The sequence below is a fragment of the Coprococcus sp. AF16-22 genome (genome assembly GCF_003461545.1).
Taxonomy (GTDB): Bacteria; Bacillota; Clostridia; order Lachnospirales; family Lachnospiraceae; genus Coprococcus; species Coprococcus aceti.
Genome location: NZ_QTXH01000018.1, coordinates 1 through 19,182 on the forward strand (window position 1 = coordinate 1; position 19,182 = coordinate 19,182).

Annotated in this window: 26 protein-coding genes and 4 pseudogenes; 6 read left to right on the forward strand and 24 right to left on the reverse strand. The window is 41.3% G+C overall.

Going from position 1 to position 19,182, the window contains the following annotated elements:
- Positions 1 to 453: 453 nt before the first annotated feature.
- The 5 genes from DWW60_RS12925 to DWW60_RS12945 all read right to left on the reverse strand — a co-directional run bounded on the left by DWW60_RS12925 (position 454) and on the right by DWW60_RS12945 (position 4,775).
- Positions 454 to 1,854: a zinc ribbon domain-containing protein gene (locus DWW60_RS12925; RefSeq protein ID WP_147341863.1), complete on the reverse strand. Its 1,401-nt coding sequence runs from the start codon at positions 1,852 to 1,854 to the stop codon at positions 454 to 456.
- Positions 1,855 to 1,989: 135 nt separating this feature from the next.
- Positions 1,990 to 2,442, reverse strand: coding sequence for an 8-oxo-dGTP diphosphatase (locus DWW60_RS12930; RefSeq protein ID WP_055274027.1), 453 nt, complete (start codon positions 2,440 to 2,442; stop codon positions 1,990 to 1,992).
- A 170-nt stretch (positions 2,443 to 2,612) separates the two neighbouring features.
- Entirely contained in the window at positions 2,613 to 3,059 is a 447-nt protein-coding gene (locus DWW60_RS12935) for a YunG family protein (protein WP_117875534.1), read from the reverse strand.
- Positions 3,060 to 3,435: 376 nt separating this feature from the next.
- Entirely contained in the window at positions 3,436 to 4,203 is a 768-nt protein-coding gene (locus DWW60_RS12940; RefSeq protein WP_117875535.1) for a carboxymuconolactone decarboxylase family protein, read from the reverse strand.
- 95 nt (positions 4,204 to 4,298) lie between these two features.
- Positions 4,299 to 4,775 (reverse strand): flavodoxin, encoded by a 477-nt coding sequence (locus tag DWW60_RS12945; RefSeq protein ID WP_117875536.1) that lies wholly within the window; start codon positions 4,773 to 4,775, stop codon positions 4,299 to 4,301.
- Between the two features lie 350 nt (positions 4,776 to 5,125).
- On the opposite strand from DWW60_RS12945, the gene DWW60_RS12950 reads away from it, so the two are divergent.
- The 3 genes from DWW60_RS12950 (at position 5,126) to DWW60_RS12960 (ending at position 7,275) form a co-directional block, all read left to right on the forward strand.
- Positions 5,126 to 5,794, forward strand: a complete 669-nt coding sequence (locus DWW60_RS12950; protein ID WP_117875537.1) for a TetR/AcrR family transcriptional regulator — start codon at positions 5,126 to 5,128, stop codon at positions 5,792 to 5,794.
- Positions 5,775 to 6,596, forward strand: a complete 822-nt coding sequence (locus DWW60_RS12955; RefSeq protein ID WP_117875538.1) for a class I SAM-dependent methyltransferase — start codon at positions 5,775 to 5,777, stop codon at positions 6,594 to 6,596. Before DWW60_RS12950 ends, DWW60_RS12955 begins: the two co-directional genes overlap by 20 nt.
- 67 nt (positions 6,597 to 6,663) lie before the next feature.
- Positions 6,664 to 7,275, forward strand: a complete 612-nt coding sequence (locus tag DWW60_RS12960; protein WP_055274015.1) for an L-2-amino-thiazoline-4-carboxylic acid hydrolase — start codon at positions 6,664 to 6,666, stop codon at positions 7,273 to 7,275.
- Between the two features lie 5 nt (positions 7,276 to 7,280).
- Here DWW60_RS12960 and DWW60_RS12965 read toward each other — a convergent pair whose 3' ends face one another.
- The 9 genes and pseudogenes from DWW60_RS12965 to DWW60_RS13805 all read right to left on the reverse strand — a co-directional run bounded on the left by DWW60_RS12965 (position 7,281) and on the right by DWW60_RS13805 (position 12,406).
- Positions 7,281 to 8,336: an ankyrin repeat domain-containing protein gene (locus DWW60_RS12965; protein ID WP_243002973.1), complete on the reverse strand. Its 1,056-nt coding sequence runs from the start codon at positions 8,334 to 8,336 to the stop codon at positions 7,281 to 7,283.
- 23 nt (positions 8,337 to 8,359) lie between these two features.
- Complete coding sequence (locus tag DWW60_RS12970) at positions 8,360 to 9,058, reverse strand: transglutaminase-like domain-containing protein (RefSeq protein ID WP_004853624.1); 699 nt, start codon at positions 9,056 to 9,058, stop codon at positions 8,360 to 8,362.
- Between the two features lie 5 nt (positions 9,059 to 9,063).
- On the reverse strand, positions 9,064 to 9,414 hold the full coding sequence (locus DWW60_RS12975) for a GNAT family N-acetyltransferase (RefSeq protein ID WP_330417772.1): 351 nt from the start codon (positions 9,412 to 9,414) through the stop codon (positions 9,064 to 9,066).
- A gap of 304 nt (positions 9,415 to 9,718) precedes the next feature.
- Positions 9,719 to 10,093, reverse strand: coding sequence for a desulfoferrodoxin family protein (locus DWW60_RS12985; RefSeq protein ID WP_022216261.1), 375 nt, complete (start codon positions 10,091 to 10,093; stop codon positions 9,719 to 9,721).
- Positions 10,094 to 10,120: 27 nt separating this feature from the next.
- A complete protein-coding gene (locus DWW60_RS12990; protein WP_021739968.1) occupies positions 10,121 to 11,065 on the reverse strand; it encodes an L-lactate dehydrogenase in 945 nt (314 codons plus the stop codon).
- Positions 11,066 to 11,092: 27 nt separating this feature from the next.
- Positions 11,093 to 11,635 (reverse strand): rubrerythrin, encoded by a 543-nt coding sequence (gene rbr, locus DWW60_RS12995; RefSeq protein ID WP_044998372.1) that lies wholly within the window; start codon positions 11,633 to 11,635, stop codon positions 11,093 to 11,095.
- 7 nt (positions 11,636 to 11,642) lie between these two features.
- A pseudogene (locus DWW60_RS14075) lies at positions 11,643 to 11,808 on the reverse strand (Fur family transcriptional regulator); the annotation flags it as partial.
- A gap of 98 nt (positions 11,809 to 11,906) precedes the next feature.
- Complete coding sequence (locus DWW60_RS13440; protein ID WP_158564623.1) at positions 11,907 to 12,050, reverse strand: hypothetical protein; 144 nt, start codon at positions 12,048 to 12,050, stop codon at positions 11,907 to 11,909.
- Positions 12,051 to 12,067: 17 nt separating this feature from the next.
- Positions 12,068 to 12,406 (reverse strand): thioredoxin family protein, encoded by a 339-nt coding sequence (locus tag DWW60_RS13805; RefSeq protein ID WP_255415683.1) that lies wholly within the window; start codon positions 12,404 to 12,406, stop codon positions 12,068 to 12,070.
- Between the two features lie 167 nt (positions 12,407 to 12,573).
- Between DWW60_RS13805 and DWW60_RS13010 the strand changes: the two genes are divergently transcribed.
- Complete coding sequence (locus tag DWW60_RS13010; protein ID WP_117875541.1) at positions 12,574 to 13,359, forward strand: alpha/beta hydrolase; 786 nt, start codon at positions 12,574 to 12,576, stop codon at positions 13,357 to 13,359.
- Here the strand turns inward: DWW60_RS13010 and DWW60_RS14080 are convergent.
- The 4 genes and pseudogenes from DWW60_RS14080 to DWW60_RS13030 form a co-directional block, all read right to left on the reverse strand.
- A pseudogene (locus DWW60_RS14080) lies at positions 13,326 to 13,544 on the reverse strand (methylated-DNA--[protein]-cysteine S-methyltransferase); the annotation flags it as partial. The gene DWW60_RS13010 and the pseudogene DWW60_RS14080 overlap by 34 nt on opposite strands.
- A 13-nt stretch (positions 13,545 to 13,557) precedes the next feature.
- On the reverse strand, positions 13,558 to 13,704 hold the full coding sequence (locus tag DWW60_RS13020) for a hypothetical protein (RefSeq protein WP_238051945.1): 147 nt from the start codon (positions 13,702 to 13,704) through the stop codon (positions 13,558 to 13,560).
- Positions 13,705 to 13,758: 54 nt separating this feature from the next.
- Positions 13,759 to 13,992, reverse strand: a complete 234-nt coding sequence (locus DWW60_RS13025) for a hypothetical protein (protein ID WP_055224655.1) — start codon at positions 13,990 to 13,992, stop codon at positions 13,759 to 13,761.
- A 383-nt stretch (positions 13,993 to 14,375) separates the two neighbouring features.
- A pseudogene (locus tag DWW60_RS13030) lies at positions 14,376 to 14,768 on the reverse strand (sugar O-acetyltransferase); the annotation flags it as partial.
- A 28-nt stretch (positions 14,769 to 14,796) separates the two neighbouring features.
- Here DWW60_RS13030 and DWW60_RS13035 point away from each other — a divergent pair.
- Together DWW60_RS13035 and DWW60_RS14125 are read left to right on the forward strand one after the other, a co-directional pair.
- Positions 14,797 to 15,027 (forward strand): AraC family transcriptional regulator, encoded by a 231-nt coding sequence (locus tag DWW60_RS13035; protein ID WP_117875542.1) that lies wholly within the window; start codon positions 14,797 to 14,799, stop codon positions 15,025 to 15,027.
- Positions 15,028 to 15,036: 9 nt separating this feature from the next.
- Positions 15,037 to 15,153 (forward strand): AraC family transcriptional regulator, encoded by a 117-nt coding sequence (locus DWW60_RS14125; RefSeq protein ID WP_117875543.1) that lies wholly within the window; start codon positions 15,037 to 15,039, stop codon positions 15,151 to 15,153.
- On the opposite strand, the gene DWW60_RS13045 is transcribed toward DWW60_RS14125, so the two are convergent.
- The 6 genes and pseudogenes from DWW60_RS13045 to DWW60_RS13070 all read right to left on the reverse strand — a co-directional run bounded on the left by DWW60_RS13045 (position 15,148) and on the right by DWW60_RS13070 (position 18,923).
- On the reverse strand, positions 15,148 to 15,747 hold the full coding sequence (locus DWW60_RS13045) for a YczE/YyaS/YitT family protein (RefSeq protein WP_117875544.1): 600 nt from the start codon (positions 15,745 to 15,747) through the stop codon (positions 15,148 to 15,150). The two genes, DWW60_RS14125 and DWW60_RS13045, sit on opposite strands and share 6 nt — an antisense overlap.
- 193 nt (positions 15,748 to 15,940) lie before the next feature.
- Positions 15,941 to 16,831 (reverse strand): LysR family transcriptional regulator, encoded by an 891-nt coding sequence (locus DWW60_RS13050; RefSeq protein WP_117875545.1) that lies wholly within the window; start codon positions 16,829 to 16,831, stop codon positions 15,941 to 15,943.
- Positions 16,832 to 16,835: 4 nt separating this feature from the next.
- Positions 16,836 to 16,955 (reverse strand): DUF2716 domain-containing protein, encoded by a 120-nt coding sequence (locus DWW60_RS14130; protein WP_082418103.1) that lies wholly within the window; start codon positions 16,953 to 16,955, stop codon positions 16,836 to 16,838.
- A 24-nt stretch (positions 16,956 to 16,979) separates the two neighbouring features.
- Positions 16,980 to 17,252: pseudogene (locus DWW60_RS13060) on the reverse strand (LacI family DNA-binding transcriptional regulator); the annotation flags it as partial.
- Positions 17,253 to 17,426: 174 nt separating this feature from the next.
- Complete coding sequence (locus DWW60_RS13065; RefSeq protein WP_117875546.1) at positions 17,427 to 18,707, reverse strand: type II toxin-antitoxin system HipA family toxin; 1,281 nt, start codon at positions 18,705 to 18,707, stop codon at positions 17,427 to 17,429.
- 3 nt (positions 18,708 to 18,710) lie between these two features.
- Complete coding sequence (locus tag DWW60_RS13070) at positions 18,711 to 18,923, reverse strand: helix-turn-helix domain-containing protein (RefSeq protein WP_117551401.1); 213 nt, start codon at positions 18,921 to 18,923, stop codon at positions 18,711 to 18,713.
- Between the last annotated feature and the right edge of the window lie 259 nt (positions 18,924 to 19,182).

Sequence of the window (19,182 nt, forward strand, 5' to 3'; positions counted from 1 at the left end):
GTCATGTTGTTAATTTTTCAAGGTTCTTTATGTTTTCGCCTTTCAGCGACAACTTCTAAATACTATCACATTCATCTCTCAATGTCAACAACTTTTTTCATCTTTTTTCAAGTCATTTCGTCAGCTCTTATGAACTGATTTCGTATCATAATCGGGAGATTATATAACGAATAAATCTCAAAATCTGATGCTTTATAGATGTTTCTGACACCGTCTCACGCGACAGCTTTTATAAGATACCACCATCATTTTACAATGTCAAGCATATTTTTCCTTTTTTCTATTTTTGTGTTTTTCCTATTATGTATTTTCTTATTCTCTTCTTATTCTCTTCTTATTTTCTTTTTATTTCTTTCTTTTATATTCCTCGTTATAATCAGATTTTAAGATACTATACCTGTTAGTTTCTCCGTTTCCTTTATACTCAGCTTATATTGTATCTATACTCTTTGCTTATACCAACTCAAGTCTTTCAATTATAAAACCTTCATTCTCCATGTGATATACGGTTCCGCAATATGGGCAGTTTCTCTGACGGACAGAATCAAAGCTTGCTCCACAATTCCTGCAATACACAGATGTAATGGAGAATCCAGGAGGTTCCATGTAAGCGGTATTTCTACGGAGTGTAACGTCTATACAGTCTCCCCGCCTGTTGATACTGCCATCCTTCTCGCTGTAATTTATCCACCATGTCCTGAGTGTCATGCACAGATGACTTCCCTCCATATGTATATCCTGCACTGTCATAGCCTGCATATATGTCATTTCTATAATATCCTGAAAGTATGGATTTAATGTTCCACCACAATATGATGCCAGATTCTCCGGGTGGTCTGACATAATCGCCATACGGATAAGAGATATGATCTGTCCCTCAAACTTCTCAAACGAAAAATACGGATCATATGGTGCAAATGCACTTTTGACCTTTCCTTTTGTTGTCACATAAGACCAGAACGGTATTCTCTTTCGTCCATCCCTGTTGAACTGTTTTGTCATAAATATAATAATAGAAATTATATATCCAAATATTCCGCCCATAATAAGTGCTACAAAAAATGACATAAACAAAGCCTGCGGTATTGGAGTTTCCCGGTCGAGAAAAGAAGGTATAAAACATGCAAGGAAGAAAACCAGCATGGTTATCCCTGTGGTCTTTCCCATCTTCTTCTGATTCTTTGCAGAAGCATTCTCCCGGATAAAAAATGTATTTGTGACTCGCGGAAACAGATCATTGATACGGAAAACTGTACGACAATATGGGCAGCCTTCCGTGAGGGCTGCAACAGGGCTGACTGCACCGCAGTTTGGACAAGTCATGGACATACGTGTTAGTTCCTGCTCATTTGGAGTATGGACAACTGTCTCGTACATCGTATCTTCGGTTACACGCTCATATATTGTGCCGGTTGAATTCTGGAATTGCAGACGTCTGTCAACACCCTCATACATGAGATCAACTGTGTACCAGGATGTCTTTCGAGGCACTCTTGTAGTTCCCATCGTTTCCCTCTTCACAGGTGATGTATGCTGTATCATACGAATGCCTTTCCGTGCCATTCTATCCTTCTGAAGGCGAAGAATATATGATGTGTCTCCATCACAGCTGCGTGGACGCATGTCAGAATCATACCAATGATTTAATTCTATGGCGAAATCATCAAATATACTTCTATGTTTCTCCCATGTTGGAGTATATTTCTTAAATGCTGTCACCTGTTTTCCATAACAGATCAAAGAAATTATAGCGGCTATGATCAAAGCCGCTCCAATACACAGAAAAATAAGAGCCGGCGTCTTATCTATATCCTCAACTGTATAGACTGAGGCCCCGAGAAGTCCCAATGCCAACAACACTATCCCCCTCACGAGCAATTTTGTATCTGGCGCTGGCATCTCCAATTTACGTTTTTTATTTGAAATATTTGATATATCTGAAAATATTGACATTTTCTTTCCCCCATAAATCCCATTAAACTTTTATTGTTATTGTATCTTTGAAACTATGCCATTTTCCGTAAGTGTCTGCAGACATTCCGACGCACTGTCATCGTGCATCATCTGCCACACCTGTTCCATTCCTGGTGCAAGCGGTTTTCGCAGGAACTCTTCTCCCGATATCCAGTACACTTTACCCTCTTCTGAAGATATAAGTTCCCCCTGATACTCATCCGTCTTGTACAGAAATCCGACATTTCTCACAGCTCCGGTCATCCAGTGATATATTCCGGTGAGCTTTGGATTGCTTATGGTCAGCCCGGTCTCCTCATATATCTCTCGTATCACCGATTCTGTGAATGTCTCTCCGGGTTCCACATGTCCACCAGGGAATGTCGTTCCGGAATAGCTTTTCCCTACTTTATCGAGTGCCAGTACACGCCCAGCGTGATCATATACCATGCACATATTCATAAATATTACCTTCTCTATTTCCGCCATTTTCTCCATCCTGTTGTTTCTATACATTCTGTATGTATTCTCCGGTCTATGGATTTATATCGCACTCTATATACTATATATCATAATGTGCTAGTACGATAACACGTTACTATCACAACGAGCTTAATTATCTGATGCTCTTTTTCAGAATGTCATATTTGTTATCTACATCATTTTGTATATTCCCCGAGCGCCGCCTTCAGATACTCATACCTCAGTCTTTTCTCTTCCTTTGCAAAATGTACCTCCCGCTGCTGCTCCGGATTATCCTCGTAATTCAAGACTTCATCGCCGAACTGCTCGCTTGTGAGATCAAAAGCGCAGTCACCTATCACATTGTAACAATGATAGTTTCCGCCTGGTCTCTTTATACCGTACACCTTTCCGCCAAATATATCCTGTGCCAGAAAAGCAGTGATGGAACACTGCCCCAGCGTCATGTTATCCTTTGTCCATCTGTCCCTTATCCTCGGCGCACAGGTGTCTGCACACCAGATATGACTCAGCGCATCGTATAGATCTGTTGGGGTATTTATCCCCGGATATTCATCTGTGATGGCCGGTGCATCTGCATTCTTCCAGCCCCAGAAATTGTATGTCTTTTTTCCGTTGTCCATCCATCTCACCTTCGATACTACATTATTCCATCATACTTCTACATTCGATACTTCTTTTGTCCAGCTGCCTCCATTACATCAACATCCTTACATCAACTTTCTTGCTTCATTATATCACTCACACTGTAAATTCTCAGTATTTAATATACGGTATTATTCCACAGTATTTTCTAGCACTCCAATATTTTCTATCTTACATCTTACCACATCGCCGCCCTTAAGGTACAGTGGTTATCATATATCCGTCAAGGCTCTTGTCGAAACAAAAAGACACCCGGATATAAATATCCATTCGCATTCAACCGCGAATCATATTTATACCCGGATGGTCTCTATATTTCATATGATATTGTCACTTGCGTTATCTACTACAGTCCTACTGAAGCTTTCCGTACTCCTCATCCGTCACAGGCTCGCACCATTCATTTGATGTCTCCTCACCTGGAACCTCGATTGCAAGATGGCTGAACCAGCTGTCAGGAGCTGCGCCGTGCCAGTGCTTTACCTCAGCAGGAATGTTGATGCAGTCGCCTGGATTCATCTCAACTGCAGGCTTGCCCTCCTCCTGATAGTATCCGCGTCCACCGACACATACAAGGATCTGTCCGCCACCGCTCTTTGCGTGATGGATATGCCAGTTGTTACGGCAACCCGGCTCAAATGTCACGTTGAACACTCCGACCTGACTAGTCGATACTGGAAAGAGATAGCTGTGTCCTATGAAATACTGGGCAAATGCATCATTTGGCTGTCCGATAGGGAATACCATGCTCTTTACATGTGCCCTCATGGCCTCATCCTCATATGGAAGATCGCCCTCATTTACATTCCACACTTCCTTTGCAAGATTGAATACTGCCCAAGCCTTTGGCCAGCCGGCGTAGAAGCCAACATGTGTGATGATCGCTGCGATCTCCTTCTGTGATACACCGTGATCCTTCGCATTCTGAAGATGGAACTTCAGCGATGAGTCAGTGATTCCCTGTGCCATAAGTGCCACAACAGTTATGATACTTCTGGTCTTTACATCGATGTCATTGTTGTTCCAGTTCTCCCCAAAGAGAACATCGTCATTAAAATGTGCAAACTCAGGAGCGAACTCTCCGAGTGCATTTCTTCCCGCTGTCTGTACTATCTTTGCCATTGTTTTTCTCCTTCCAAATGTAACTCTTTTTCATTTATTCGTTGGATGTATGAAAGTTATTATCATCCTTCACTAATTTGTCATACATCTATTCTTTACGCGAGGGTTTTATCTACCCACCTCTCGATCTCCTGTCTGTTTGCCATGTTGAGCAGTCCGCCTTCTACAAACTCAGCTCCCGGTGCCGACGGCTGGAGTTCCTTGATCGTGTTGCCAAATCCGCTTCCACCTGATGTTGCGAACAATGTGATCTTCTTGCCTGTGAAGTCGTACTTCTCAAGGAATGTATTGATGATTGTTGGAGCCACATACCACCAGATAGGGAATCCAAGTACTATCTCATCATAATTCTCAATATGTGCATTTGAATCATCAAGCTCCGGTCTAAGCTTCTTGTCGCTCATCTCGACGCTGCTTCTGGATTTCTTGTTCATCCAGTCAAGGTCAGCCTTGGTGTACAACTCCTTTGGTTTGATCTCGTACAGGTCTGCGCCTGCTGCCTCCGATATCATCTCTGCAACCTTTTTCGTGGTTCCACTTGCGCTGAAATATGCTATAAGCTTTTTTGACATTATGTAAACCTCCTTCAACTAAACGTCATCCCATTCTAATCACCTTTGACGTGGAATGATGCTGCATGTCAAGTCTTCGTCAAAAACCTGACACATTCCAATATCCGCCCACACATCCTATGAATGTATGAGCATAAAAATAAGCAAGTACTTTTCAATACATGCTTATTTTAGTCCTGATATATCTATATGTCTAATACCTATATCGAATTATCTGTTATGCCTAAAAGGCATATTGTTACATCAGTCGCTTAATGATAGAAATTTTCAATTAACTCATTTAATCTTCTGGCCGCTTGATTTTGCAAATCCCATGTGATATAAAGTAAACGCTGTTTACCAAATAGTAAATGGAGGTGGCTATCATTCGGGGAAGTACAAAGGAAACAAGGGCGGCAATACTGAAAAGTGCCATGGAAGTCTTTCTTGAGGTTGGATATCAGGAGGCGTCCATGCGTAAAATCGCCGCAAGGGCCGGTATAACCGCAGGCGCAATATACAAGCATTTCTCAGGCAAAGAGGAAATGTTTGACGAGATATTTGAGGAAAACGGCAGAAAGCTCATGGAAGTCACTGAATCCATGATCGGAATAGACTTCACTGCCATGTCAGATGACGAGCTGCTCAAGGTGTTGTATTCAAGGGTATCAGTACAGATCTTCGATATGCTTGAGGGCGACATGCAGCTCTTTCATATGCTGCTAAAGAATGACTCCGGCAAATATCTGGAGAAATTCCGCAGTATCTACATAGAAAGAAGTGCTGGCTTTGCGCTTAAGTATTATGACGAGTTATACAAACGTGGGATCGCAGTCAGGAAATTATCTAAGAAAACAGTGTATATGCTCTCTCTGGCTGAGTTCTCAATGGTCTGTGAAATAATTGCAGATGACTCATGCCAAAGTGGAGTCACATCAGAGATGAAAACTGCATTTATGGAAGCTATGAATGTTATGCTGCACGGCATAGAAGCAGGATTGCAGATAGGAGGAAAAACAAATGGAAAAAAAGAAAATTGAAAAGGGTTCTGTCCAGGAAACTCTTCTTCTTCCACTGTACGGAAGAAAGCGTGCCATGGAGATGTATCCGGGAAACTTTAATGATCTTGACTGTCAGAGGATATACAACGAGGTCGAGATAGACTATAACAGGAAAGGTATCATGGAGAAAATCGGTGCTATCATGGCTGCCACCAGACAATATGATCTGGCATCCGTCTGCCGATCGTATCTCAAGGATCATCCAAGAGCCTGTGTTGTGAACCTCGGCTGTGGTCTCGACACAACATTCAGCCAGGTGGATAACGGACAGGCACGTGCGTACAATCTGGATTTTCCTGACGCCATAGCTGTCCGCAATGAACTTTTAGGTGAGCGTGAACGCGAGACAAATATCGCCTGTGACCTCAACAATCTCTCATGGTTTGACAAGATAGATTTCCGCCCTGAGGACGGGATCGTATTCTTCGCATCGGGGGTCTTCTACTATTTCAAGACTGAGCAGGTTAAGACTTTGTTTGCCGCCATGGCTGAGCATTTTCCTGGAGGCAAGCTGGTATTTGACGCGACGAAGAAAAAGGGTCTTAAAAACATGCTGAAGACATGGCTCAAGGACTGTGACGACAACATCGGTGTTTATTTCAGTGTCGATGAACTCTCGGAGCTTAAGAGCTGGAGTTCTTCATTCAGTTCAGTCGTCAGGAAAGGATATCTCACAGGGTACAGACCTCTTGACAAACGATATGGATTTGTCCTCAACACTGTTTTCAAGCATCTGGACAAATCATGCATGTGTCAGATAATCGAGATCGTCTTTAAATAAATCGTCAGGCCCATGATTGACCTGTATTGATAATTTGACTGGTGTCAAATAGAAAGGATATGTAACTATGAAATACAGATTTACACAGAAATTATTTGGTTATTTCTTTCACAATTCATGCATGAAGCAGGCAAAAGCACAGCATCTAATCCTTGACAGCAAGGCTATAAAGAACGAATACAAGGCAGTCCTTGAGCGTGCCGATGACATAGGAAAGTCGCACCTCATGAGCTCATACTGCATGGGCGCATATTTCATCGCACTAAACAGAAAGACTTCTCTTTCACCGGAGGAATGTTTCAGCCTGTACAAAGACGGGCTGTACAACAATAAACTTTTTCATATGGTTATTGGAAATGCAGACAGCTATCTCGATGAAAAAAAGCTTCCGGGAAGGAAGAAATGGTCTGAGGAATCTCATCTGAAGCGCTATAAGAATGACTGGGTTCTTGACATCATCGAGGGCGGACCAAACGATGACTTCATACTCGGCTATGATTATCACAACTGCGGGATCTGTAATCTCTGCCGCGACGAGGGGTGCTTTGAACTGGCAAAGTATCTGTGCCGTATGGACTACGTGCTCGCTGACATGATGGGCATGAAGCTCACAAGGACACAGACCCTTGCCGAAAATGGAGCTTACTGCGACTTCCGCTATGGACGGAAGTCACAGTAATTGATCTATCTTTTATAATCAAGTTCTCCCACTGCCATAGGATTCAGATTCAGTGTCACCCATTTGACCGAAAGCTCTGTGAGTCTGTTTATATCCGTCTCATCGGCATCCTTGATGCCGTTTATGAGTCCGGCAAATTCTCTCTGCTCGTCCGCGTCAAGTGGTGTGCCCATACATATGTATCGATACAGGGCATTTGCCATGCTCTTGAAATCTGAGTCCCAGTTGCAGCATCCGTTATCTAGTATCTCATAGGCAAGTTTTCCCGATATACGGATGACCTCGCCCTGAACTGTGCCCGCATGTCCCGAACCAGGCACAAGAAGATTCCACAATTCTCCATGCTGCTTCTGCCAGCGCTTCTCATGAATGACGATCGGCGATGTGCCGTCATATTCTACCCGTCTTGGAACAGGGGCAACTCCGAGCAGTCCATACAGACTCTCCATCGCCCTGTCAAGCTCCGGCATAATATCAGGACTCATATCTTTCCTGCGAAACTCTATATCCTCAGCCGCGCTTCTCATATATGTTCTTATTTTATCTGTGACCGGAACTCCTATCCCGATCAGATACTCTGCTACCGGCGCAAGCTTTATCAGATCAAATGTCCTTGCCCAGTGAAACGCTCTCTCAAGTGGAGTCTCCCCTGATCTGGATGTCACTTCTGCATCTGCTCCCGCCTGTATCAGACATTTGACAAGCTCAAGATTGCCAGTCTTCACAGCCACATGCATAACGGTCTCTCTGTCAAGGCCCTGGGTGGCTGTTATGTCTGCGCCCAACTTCACCAGCGCTATAGCCTGTTTCTCTGATGCCATTCTTCCGGCATGATAAAGCAGCGGTGTGTAGCCATACTGGTCAACATAGTTGATGTCGATCCCCTGCTCTATCAGCCACCGCATCATCTCCTCTGAAAGTGGAAATTCCAGTGCATTTCCCTTGTTGTATCCGCCATATGCATTGATGTCGCATTTGCCCAATACCTTCTTGATGTCCTCATCACTTGCCGTCTGCACAAGCTGCTCAAAATCCTTTGGCAGTGTTTTTCTCTTTGCCATGTGTGTACCTCCCATATTCTATTCTACTTACCCCTGATCTTCCTGACATTCCTGTTCATCATATGCCTTCCCCAGTTTCTGTACAGGAACGCCTTCACCCTTGACATCTCCTGATGGTGTTCTTTTAACAGTTCATCCGGCGAATCATACACTCCGAAATCCTGATTGATACCTTCGCTCTGGATATATGTATTATTCCTGTCAAAATCTATAACAGGATTCTTAAAGTCCTTAACTGCCACTCCAAATCCGCAAAATGCACCCGTACACTCACTGTATTTCGCCTGCAGCTTTTTTAGATATCCCATATCCAGAATAAACGCCTCAAGCTCATACCACCTGTTTTCAAAATACACTTCTACCCAGCTATGGAATACATTCTGTGGTGCATTTCTGTATACGATTCCTGTCATAGCGCCCTTCTGTAGCTTTTTATCAATGGTAAATCCATGCACTCTGCACGGGATATCGCAGGCTCTAAGCAGCGCCATGAACAATGTTCCCTTGGTGTTGCACTGTCCATAGCCATCCCGCAGCACCCTGGACGCCGGGACACTGTCATCCACATTATATCCAAACAATATCTCATCCCTGACAAATGTATAAATGGCCTTCAGGCGTTCAAACTCTGCCATGTCACTCCACTTTCTCTCTCTGATGAGCTGCTTGATATTCTCATTTGAATAGTCGAGCATCTTTGTCTCTGTCAAATAATCGTGCATCCCTTTTACCTCTTATCCGAAAAATTGCATATCTGTATCGGTGTGCCACCTTCCATAACGTGGAAACCGTGTCTCTCATAGAAAGCGACATTCTTGCTGTCCTCCTGCATTCCCTCTATGTACAGATAATTCTTATATTTATCTCTAATATATTCTACCATATTTCCGGCTATTTTCTGCCCCTGATATTCAGGATGCACAAGAACATAGTGGACAAATGCCACCAGCTCTGAATCATCCAACACTCTTGCAAGTCCATATTCCAGCGGACAGCATATACCTTCATAGATTTCAAAGATAAAATAACTATGAAATTTATTAGTGTTTTTCCGTATAAAAAATGCAGAGATGTATATCCCAAATCTATATACATCTCTGCATTCATTTTAGTAACTTTTGTTTTCTCAAGGAACACATCACCAACCACAAGCTTGCCATACTCTGTCACATCCTTGAATGCAACAGGCACAACATTCGGCTAACCATCTGAGCATGTGGCAAGATCCCACATTTCATTTTTTAATAATTTTATCACTGATTCTGTAAGCATAAGCACATCTCCTTTGTTTTTGATGCACCCATGATATTATATCTGCTCCCATCTGGTAAGATATCAGCAAATTTATGAGTTACTAATAAATTTGATAGCTTACTGATATTTTAGCATTTCCATAATCCATGCAGGTTACAATATGCATATACTTCTTCTACCTGTTCACCATCGCAAAGGCAAAAATCTGCTACCGGCTCCTGCCCTGGATTTAACTGTTTTCTGTATATTCCCTGGTTTGTATTTAATGTAATCCACTCAATGAAATGCTCTTCAAGCATTGGATGTTTTGTCTCTCCGACCACGACATGAACATGACTGCCTTCTATAGTATATACAGGTACATGCTTCTCGACAGCAGCATCTGTCACTCCGGCTTTTAATTCCTGCATAGGTTCTCCGCAACAAATTACAGGTACACCCTTATCCTTTACCTTTTCAACAATGTTTCCACAATGCTTACATATATAATACTTTACTTCCATGCCTTTTTCTCCTTCCATGTGTAAAATTTATAATTCAATTGTCTCCATAATCTTTTTCAATGAATCTGCAGATTCCTTAAGCTTTAACGCTTCCTCGCCACTTAAATTAATAGGTATATCAGACTCAATACCATCTGCACCTACAATAGCTGGCATACTTAACGATACTCCGTCAATATCATATACTCCATGAATCATGTGTGATACAGGAAGTATTGATTTTTCATCTCTCATAATCACTTCGCAGATTCTTTTTACAGACATTGCAATTCCATAATATGTAGCGTGCTTTTTGTTTATAATCTCATAAGCACTGTTCTTGACTGCTGTAGCTATTTCTGCCGTGTTTTCCTTGTGCTTGTAATGTCCACGCATTTCACACATTTCACTTAATGGAACACCAGATACATTGGCTGATGACCATGCTACAACTTCGCTGTCTCCATGCTCACCTACTATAAATGCATGAACACTCCTGCTGTCCACAGATAAATGCTCACCAAGCTTATATCTTAATCTGGCACTATCTAACACAGTACCCGATCCAATAACCCTGTTTTCTGGAAGTCCTGATAACTTTATGGCTACCTGAGTCAGGATATCTACCGGATTCGCAACTACAAGCATGATACCTGCAAAATTTCTCTTTGCTATTTCAGGAATGATTGACTTAAATATTGCTACATTTTTATTTACGAGATCAAGCCTTGTCTCTCCCGGTTTCTGTCCCGCTCCGGCAGATATGACAACAATTGCAGCATCAGCCACATCATCATAATCTCCGGCATATATTTTCATCGGACTCGCAAATGGAATACCATGACTGATATCCATCGCTTCTCCTTCTGCCTTGTTCTTATCTGCATCGATAAGGACAATCTCTGTAAACAAGCCACTCTGCATTAAAGCAAAGACTGACGCAGAACCGACAAAACCACAGCCTATCATTACTGCTTTTTTTGAATTAATCACTTGCTTTTTCGTAATAATCTCATCTCCTTAATAATTCTCTTCATGTACTTCAAAATAGCTCTGTGGATGATTACATACCGGACATACCTCAGGAGCCTTTGTTCCTACCACGATATGTCCGCAGTTACGGCATTCCCATACCTTAACTTCACTCTTTTCAAATACCTGTGCAGTTTCAATATTCTTAAGAAGTGCACGATATCTCTCCTCATGATGCTTCTCAATTTCTCCTACTGCTCTGAATTTTGCTGCAAGCTCAGGGAAACCTTCTTCTTCGGCTGTTTTCGCAAAGCCTTCATACATATCTGTCCACTCATAATTCTCGCCTTCTGCAGCTGCCGCCAGATTTTTCTTTGTATCACCAATTCCTGCTAATTCCTTGAACCACATCTTTGCATGTTCTTTCTCATTATCTGCGGTCTTTAAAAATAATGCAGACATCTGCTCATAGCCTTCCTTTTTCGCTACAGAAGCAAAATAGGTATACTTATTTCTCGCCTGAGACTCTCCTGCAAATGCCTCCTGTAAATTCTTCTCTGTCTGTGTTCCTGCATATTTGTTTACTGCCATCTCTTTTACCTCCGTTTTCTTTACTATTTTTCTCCCTGCATTTCGGGCAAATTCCTTTAAATGAAATATCATAATCCAAAAATTCAATTCCATGAATGTTACGAATTTTTTCCAGCAAATTCGGTAATTTCATCCATATCCGCATCAAAAATCTCACTGCACTTTATGCACCTTCCTCTACCAATATATCAAGATTTTTTTGAATGGCATTTCTCCTGCTTGTCGTCACTCGTTATTGGGATTAGTTCTTAATAAGAATTATATTCTGTTTTTATTTTATTGTCAAGAAAATAGTAATAATTCCAGCCTTTTCCTCATCTATTCCAGTCAGGTCACAATAGGCGCACGCAACAGCCTGTATACAGTTATAACCATTCTTTTTTCTCTCTTCTGCTTCTTTCACTCGTGTACTCATGTGCTTCTCCTTATTATTCATATCATAGCAAGTATTTCGTCTTTTGATTTTGTTCCTACTGAATGATTTTTGATTTTTCCATCCTTGATAACAAACAATGTGGGGATACTCATTATCTGAAACCGACTTGCTAATTCCGGCTCTTCATCTACATTGATTTTCACGACTTTAATATCCTGACGTTCTTTTGATATTTCCTCTAATACAGGTCGAACCATTCGGCACGGCATGCACCATGATGCCAAAAATCTTCTTGAATTAGATCGTGAATTTGCTTTTGTCAGCAAAGAATACCCTTTTTTGTCGGAGATGCTAAAAAATTTATTGATATGCTGTTCTACAACATATAAAAACACCGTTATGTTTTAATTGAAGTCAAGACAAGGGCATTGATTCCGGAGATATGGGACAATTAGGAACTTACATTGACAGTCGCTTTCGCCAGTGCTAGTATCTGTATTAGTTAGGTATGTCTAACGTACTTGATTTTAGCACATTAACAAACAATCGGGAGAATATTTTTATGAAAATTTACGAATTCGGGGATAAAAATAAACCGAGCATCATGCTCTTTCCTGGCACCTGCTGCTATTGGAAAACCAACTTTGGACACGTTCTTGATGGGCTTCAGGAGCACTTTCATACTCTGGTTGTCAGCTATAGTGGATTTGACGATACGGAGAATTCTACATTTATTTCAGAGCTTGACGAAGTTCTGAAGGTTGAGAACTACATCAAGGATAAGCTTGACGGAAAGCTGTTTGCAGCATACGGCTGTTCCCTCGGAGGTTCATTTGTCTCTCTCCTGATTGGGCGTCAGAATATACATATAGATCATGGGATCATTGGTTCCAGCGACATGGATCAGGCGCCAAAGTGGCTGGCAAAGCTTGAGACAGCCATCATGATACCTATGTTCTATCCTTTTATCACCGGCAAGGAAAGCGGTATTCTGAAAAAAGTATTTGAGAAGAAAATGAACGAAGGAAATGACAGTTCTGAATATATGAAGAAATTCATGGAGATCATGGGCAAAGGAAGTGGAATAGACTTTTCATTCATATCCAAGGAGTCCATGAAGAATCAGTTCTGCACCGACCTGTACACAAGCGTTGGAGAACACATAAACATACCCGGAACGACTATCCACGTATTCTACGCCAAGAAAATGGGGAAGAAATATCTTGAGCGTTACAAGAAGTGTTTCGCCGATCCAGATATCTGTGAATTTGATCTGCAGCACGAAGAACTGCTGCTTGACGCCGACCGCTGGGTTCATGAGGTCTGCAGGGTGTGCGGCATAAACTGATCTGCTCCTTTCTTAGGTCTGAATAAATTTTTCATATCTGTTTTCTCTATCTCCAGCAGTTTGATCTTCTTGTCTATTCCACCTGCATAACCGGTCAGACTTCCATTTGTACCGACTACTCTGTGACACGGGATGACGATTGATATTGGATTGTGACCAACAGCACCGCCAACCGCCTGAGCAGACTTTTAAAACAGATCACCCCTCCTGAAGCATTTTTCTCAAATCGCCAAATGTCTCGGATGCAGGGGCAACCCTGACATTTCTCACATCATCTTCTGCCTCAGCCAGAATTTCTAGCAGTTCTATACGAACATTCATGTTTTTATACTCTTCATATGACATAACCACATCATCTCCTCTGACACAACCTCAAATCAATATTAATCTGAGTCTCTCCTACTTCTTAACAACCAAATGCACGACCCCTGCAAATGAAAGTACAATGATCACCACATATACTATCAGTGTAATCAAGTGTCCATTCTGCCAGTTGTCCACCGCAAGCAGAGTCCATAGTGCGCCCTGAACCAACTGCGTTGCAATCTGTATCTTCTTATTACCCTTATTCTTACAGCTTATTATAAGTAATATTATGTAAACAACAAGACCTATACTCAGTAAAATGCTCATCACAAATATAACCACCTTTCGTCTGTATACTCATCTAGTTAGTTTTTCCTAACCAACTTCATTTTAGCACTAATTATTTTAAATTCAATCAGACAAATTCATAAGTTATATTAAGTATGATAAACAGCACAAATTTAAAAGGATGGTGTATTGCCTCAGTAATACTCCCACCCTCTAGTGACTGATTTTTCTGTTGTCCGAACAACGAGACCGACCCTTACGTTCGGCATTGGAGCAAAGTTTTTCGCTGCCTGCCAGCGTCCTGTATCTTTCGCAACAGGATAGGTCACAAGTAATGTAACCTCGGATTGAATCGTGTCAGCCCACGTTGTTCTCATTATGCACTGACACCCAGAAAAATTCAATGAACCTGTGGTGTAACATTACCAGCCCAGCTTCTGGCAGATCTCAGCCCAGGCTTCATCGTCTATCTCCTCATCGCGGAAAAGTCTTCTCTTGTCATCCTCTGTGATCATGCGAAGCACCTTACATGGATTTCCCGCTGCAACTGCCCAATCAGGGATATCCTTTGTAACAACACTGCCCGCACAGATTATAACGTTACTTCCAATATGCACGCCAGGGCAGATCACAGTGTTGCCGCCTATCCACACGTTGTCCCCAATGGTCACTTCCTTGCCATACTCCCACAGAGCACTGCGCACATCAGGATATATCGGATGACCTGCTGTGTATATCGCTACATTTGGCGCCATGAAACAATTGTCACCTATGGTCACCTTTGCAACATCAAGGATTGTACAGTTATAATTTGCAACTTTGTCAACAGCAGATGCCTGCACTATGGATACTCAGAATAAGAATGTAGAAAATTCATATGACCTCCTGTCACTCACCGCCATGATCGGATTCATCCAGAAGAATTATCCAGGCAAGCTATTGTTCAAAGACATCTCCAGCGCCGGAAGCTGCTGCAAAACAAAATGTACATCTCTTTTCCAGAGATACCTGTCGGTATCACCCATGCAATACCTGAACAACTATCGCCTTGAAAAGGGATGTGCTATGCTTTGAAACTCTTCTATGTCCGTGACCGATGTGGCATACGCCTGTGGATTTTCCGGAACGAGCTATTTCTGTGAACTCTTTCACAGGCACTATGGGATCACGCCGAATGAATATAGAAAGGAGAATTTATAGCTTTATGATTCTCTTTGCTTTCCCAACAGTAAACTGAATTATCGGTCCTGATACAATCACTGTAACAACCGTACACACACCGAACTTCCCGCCGAGGATCACACCTATCACAACCATGGCGGCATCAAGTATCATTCTGACTACCTTCACCTGCCAGTGATTCTTCTCAGCAAGCGCAAATGTCACGGCCTCATATGAACCACGCCCAAGGTCTGCTGCCGCATACAGTCCTGTTCCCACCGCAAACAGCACAATTCCGACGAGCATGATCAACATATTGAGCCACATGTATTTGCTGTAGACATGCATTTGCGCAAACAGATCAACACACAAGCTGTAAACGATCTGGTAAAGTATCGTTCCTATATGTATCTGCGATCTGTCATATATGAGAACAAACAAGATCATAATCACCGCCACGATAAACGACGCGGCCCCGATACTCACATGAAACGTACCGGATATTCCCTGCCATAATACCGCAAGCGTTGCACCGCCAAATCCGGCATACAATGCCAGGGTTATACCATATGCGGCAATGACTGAACCAATTATTATAACAGCTATCTTCTTTATCCACTCTCTTTTACTCATACAACCTCCTGTTGCCAAATAAAAAGACTATAGATAAAACTGTTATGTTCAGAAACAGCAAAATCTATAGTCTTCTTACATGCCGAGACAAGCTCTTTTTTAATTGTTGCTATACTATATCATTTATAACTTTTTGTCAATAACTGGTATTTCATCCCCTACCACCTGGATACAAATTCAAGAGTCTTGTCAATTAAATTCTCTCCTTTGCCTGAAAAGCATTTATTTCTTCTATCATCTTACTGACCGCCAGGGAATATGGAATGTTTCGTCTCCAGGCAATCACAGTACTTGTCGTAATTTCAGGAAAAATTTTTCGTTGTACAAGAATGTCATCTCTCCAATACTTTGCAGCACCTTCGATTGATATCGGATACCCCAATCCATTTGCTGCCATGACTCCGGCATTGGTTCCAAGATTACTCGTAAAAGCAATCTGCAGTTTCGAAAAGTCTTTTCCAAACCAATTGGCGAGTTCACTTTGAACATTTTCTCTTTCGGGCAGGATCAATGGTTTTCCTATGAGATCTTCCTTTTTTATAAACTCTTTTTTGGCCAGCGGATCATCTGGCTGCATTCCAACACACCAGTGATCACAATCCGTAATCCGGATATAATCCAAACCTTCGGTGTCCACTGGCTCCAAGAACAATGCAATGTCTACAAGTCCTTTGCTCATCATCTCATACACTGCATCTGCTGTTGCAGTATGCAATGCAATCTGAACCAGCGGATATTTTTCTTTGTACGTTTTACATATCTTCGCCAATGTCTCCATTGCCGCAAATTCACCGCATCCAATGGTTATAGTGCCCTCTACTACCGTTTCTTTCCCTTTAAGTTCCTCTAGTGTTATTTCCTCAAGATTAAGAATCTCCAAGGCTCGCCTTTTTAATAAAATTCCCTCATCAGTGAGTGAACTTCTCTTCCCCCTACGAATAAATAATGTTACTCCAAGCTCCTCTTCAAATGCCGCCATTTGTCTTGAAAGCGTTGGCTGGGTAATATGCAATTGTTCTGCTGCTTTTGTAAAGCTCTGTTCTTTTGCTACTGTCAGAAAATAGCGTAATAGTCTTAATTCCATATCTTTAAAGTCCTAGTATTTCCTTGTTTTTTTCAAACCTTTTAATCAGTTCTTTTCCCATTACTATAATTTCATTTCGCCAGGGATGACCGAAGATTCCACAATCCATTGAAATATCTTCCATTGGCGAGAATTATAATCCATTCGCCAGTGATGCCATCACGAATCCATCTTCTAAAACCCTCCCTTCATACTTCACATGGTCATTCACCACCACTCCAATGATTCTTGAGTTGTTTCTCGCAAGCAGAATGCCTGCCATATTCGGGATATATCCTGTCCTTTCAAGCTCCTGCTGAACACGTTTTACTGTTTCATCTGAAATCTTTTCTGTGTTTCCATGAATCACTTTTGAGACAGTTGCGGTACTAAGTCCTAGTGCATCTGCGACATCCACAATCCTAACCCTATTATGTATCATATCCATACCCTCTTTACCTGAATTTGTAATTACATGGTACAATCAAGATCTGATTTTTACAAAGGTTAAACGCATAACCCATAACAAAATCCTTATTATGTTTTTGTCGTATTTTACTAAAACGTTCTGTCCCTTCTTGCATAGTCCAAGCATTCGTCATTGATCTTGTATTTCTTATGAAATAAACTCTCTCCTCTTGTCCCTAATTCTCTCATAAATATCAATCGCCTTGTTAAATCCTTTGCCCAGTAATTCATCACATGCTTTATTCAACGCATACGGAAACGCATTTGCCAAATAATCAAACCGCTTCATGGCCATTTGCTCTCCTAGTCCAATATTAGCCGCTTCTCTTCTAAATGAATCTCTGTTGATCTTTTCGATATCATACTCATTTCCAATACTAAATGCCATATCTCTGGTACTGCTTGTATATATCACAGTACTCAATATGTCATATGCCGGTGCCAAACGTACTGTTTTCAACTCTTCATCATAAAGCAATGAAACATTTTTGATATGATTATCTGTATTGCCTATTAAGTAATTAAATATACATATATCCCACATTTTCAATTGATCTGCTATCGGGTTGAACGATTTCTGTCTTATGATCTCAAACATCATTTTTAAATATCCGGCATTATCACTCTCATATTTGTTATGCGCCGAAATTCCCATCGCCTGAGAAAAATCTTCCTGATGTAACCTGTACGGAACATTTAACCCGTTGATTTTTTTTAATCCGTCCTTTATTGCACGATCATATCTTTTAGTTGCTAACAGAACTTCCTCATCTCTGCCATCTCCGACATTGACTATAAAACTTTCAGGAATCTCTATTCCCATATTTCCTGCCGTCATCATACACAACTGCTCATTTGTAACTATTCCATCAAGCCTTACATGACTCTGCTTTACTATATGTGTACTTGGCGCTGATCCTTTGGGTAAATACCAATCTTTATTATTTTCATCATAATATAACCCAACCTTTCCAGATGCTCCTGTAAGTGACAAATGTGACTTTGTGACTAACTCCGCAGTCTCCATTGCTCCTTCTCTTGCCAACTGACTAACCTCATCAATTGTCAATTTCTGATAATCTGCATTTACTACTTCGTTATTCTCATCTGTAATTTTTATTGCTCCCAGACACTCATTACCTAACCCGGCTAATAATGACAGATAATTATTTGCGTCTGTATGCAATAACCCAGCCACACATCTTCTGGTAAATCCCTCAGGTAACAAACCTTCAAAAAAATTCCTTGTATCATCAACGGAAAATGCGTTTTCAGATAATGGCAAATGTATTGATACCGGTCTGGCTATGTTACCAGATAGATACTCTTCTGCATATGAAAATCTAGCATCTTCTTCATTTTCTCCAATTATACGGCCAACATATGTCTGCAATCCACCAATCTCTATCCAAACCCCCAAATTTCTCATATTCTAACCTCTCTTTTCTACGAGAATATCCATTCCCAGTAAATTGATAATTATAATTGCCTTTCCGATTTCTGCTGTAGCCTTACCTCTTTCCAAATCCGAAATAAAACTTACACTAAATCCTGTAAATTCTGCTATATAAGCCTGAGTATATTTCAGTTCTTTTCTTCTTATTCTGATTGCCTCACCCAAAGATTTTGAATCTATTATTTTCATACATATTCCTCGTCTTTCTATATCAAATTATCAACACATAACTTCATACGCATCATATGGCCGTACGGCTAAATTATATATATACGCTTTGCAAATAAGCCGTACGGCTAATTTTGTATAGTTCTGATTATACAATAAGCCGTACGGCTAAGTCAACTTTTCTTATATAAATAAAAACGCCAGAAGCCTTGTAAAATCAAGGTTTCTGACGCCCATCAAGCAGGGGATGAGAGAATCGAACTCCCACCAAAAGTTTTGG

Excerpts from the sequence above, each read along its gene's own strand:
- DWW60_RS12930 (WP_055274027.1), bottom strand. The coding sequence starts at position 2,442 with ATGGCGGAAATAGAGAAGGTAATATTTATGAATATGTGCATGGTATAT.
- DWW60_RS12935 (WP_117875534.1), bottom strand. The coding sequence starts at position 3,059 with ATGGACAACGGAAAAAAGACATACAATTTCTGGGGCTGGAAGAATGCA.
- DWW60_RS12940 (WP_117875535.1), bottom strand. The coding sequence starts at position 4,203 with ATGGCAAAGATAGTACAGACAGCGGGAAGAAATGCACTCGGAGAGTTC.
- DWW60_RS12945 (WP_117875536.1), bottom strand. The coding sequence starts at position 4,775 with ATGTCAAAAAAGCTTATAGCATATTTCAGCGCAAGTGGAACCACGAAA.
- DWW60_RS12950 (WP_117875537.1), top strand. The coding sequence starts at position 5,126 with ATGGAGGTGGCTATCATTCGGGGAAGTACAAAGGAAACAAGGGCGGCA.
- DWW60_RS12955 (WP_117875538.1), top strand. The coding sequence starts at position 5,775 with ATGGAAAAAAAGAAAATTGAAAAGGGTTCTGTCCAGGAAACTCTTCTT.
- DWW60_RS12960 (WP_055274015.1), top strand. The coding sequence starts at position 6,664 with ATGAAATACAGATTTACACAGAAATTATTTGGTTATTTCTTTCACAAT.
- DWW60_RS12965 (WP_243002973.1), bottom strand. The coding sequence starts at position 8,336 with ATGGCAAAGAGAAAAACACTGCCAAAGGATTTTGAGCAGCTTGTGCAG.
- DWW60_RS12970 (WP_004853624.1), bottom strand. The coding sequence starts at position 9,058 with ATGCACGATTATTTGACAGAGACAAAGATGCTCGACTATTCAAATGAG.
- DWW60_RS12985 (WP_022216261.1), bottom strand. The coding sequence starts at position 10,093 with ATGGAAGTAAAGTATTATATATGTAAGCATTGTGGAAACATTGTTGAA.
- rbr (WP_044998372.1), bottom strand. The coding sequence starts at position 11,635 with ATGGCAGTAAACAAATATGCAGGAACACAGACAGAGAAGAATTTACAG.
- DWW60_RS13440 (WP_158564623.1), bottom strand. The coding sequence starts at position 12,050 with ATGAGTACACGAGTGAAAGAAGCAGAAGAGAGAAAAAAGAATGGTTAT.
- DWW60_RS13010 (WP_117875541.1), top strand. The coding sequence starts at position 12,574 with ATGAAAATTTACGAATTCGGGGATAAAAATAAACCGAGCATCATGCTC.
- DWW60_RS13020 (WP_238051945.1), bottom strand. The coding sequence starts at position 13,704 with ATGTCATATGAAGAGTATAAAAACATGAATGTTCGTATAGAACTGCTA.
- DWW60_RS13025 (WP_055224655.1), bottom strand. The coding sequence starts at position 13,992 with ATGAGCATTTTACTGAGTATAGGTCTTGTTGTTTACATAATATTACTT.
- DWW60_RS13035 (WP_117875542.1), top strand. The coding sequence starts at position 14,797 with ATGGATACTCAGAATAAGAATGTAGAAAATTCATATGACCTCCTGTCA.
- DWW60_RS14125 (WP_117875543.1), top strand. The coding sequence starts at position 15,037 with ATGTCCGTGACCGATGTGGCATACGCCTGTGGATTTTCCGGAACGAGC.
- DWW60_RS13045 (WP_117875544.1), bottom strand. The coding sequence starts at position 15,747 with ATGAGTAAAAGAGAGTGGATAAAGAAGATAGCTGTTATAATAATTGGT.
- DWW60_RS13050 (WP_117875545.1), bottom strand. The coding sequence starts at position 16,831 with ATGGAATTAAGACTATTACGCTATTTTCTGACAGTAGCAAAAGAACAG.
- DWW60_RS14130 (WP_082418103.1), bottom strand. The coding sequence starts at position 16,955 with ATGGAAGATATTTCAATGGATTGTGGAATCTTCGGTCATCCCTGGCGA.
- DWW60_RS13065 (WP_117875546.1), bottom strand. The coding sequence starts at position 18,707 with ATGAGAAATTTGGGGGTTTGGATAGAGATTGGTGGATTGCAGACATAT.
- DWW60_RS13070 (WP_117551401.1), bottom strand. The coding sequence starts at position 18,923 with ATGAAAATAATAGATTCAAAATCTTTGGGTGAGGCAATCAGAATAAGA.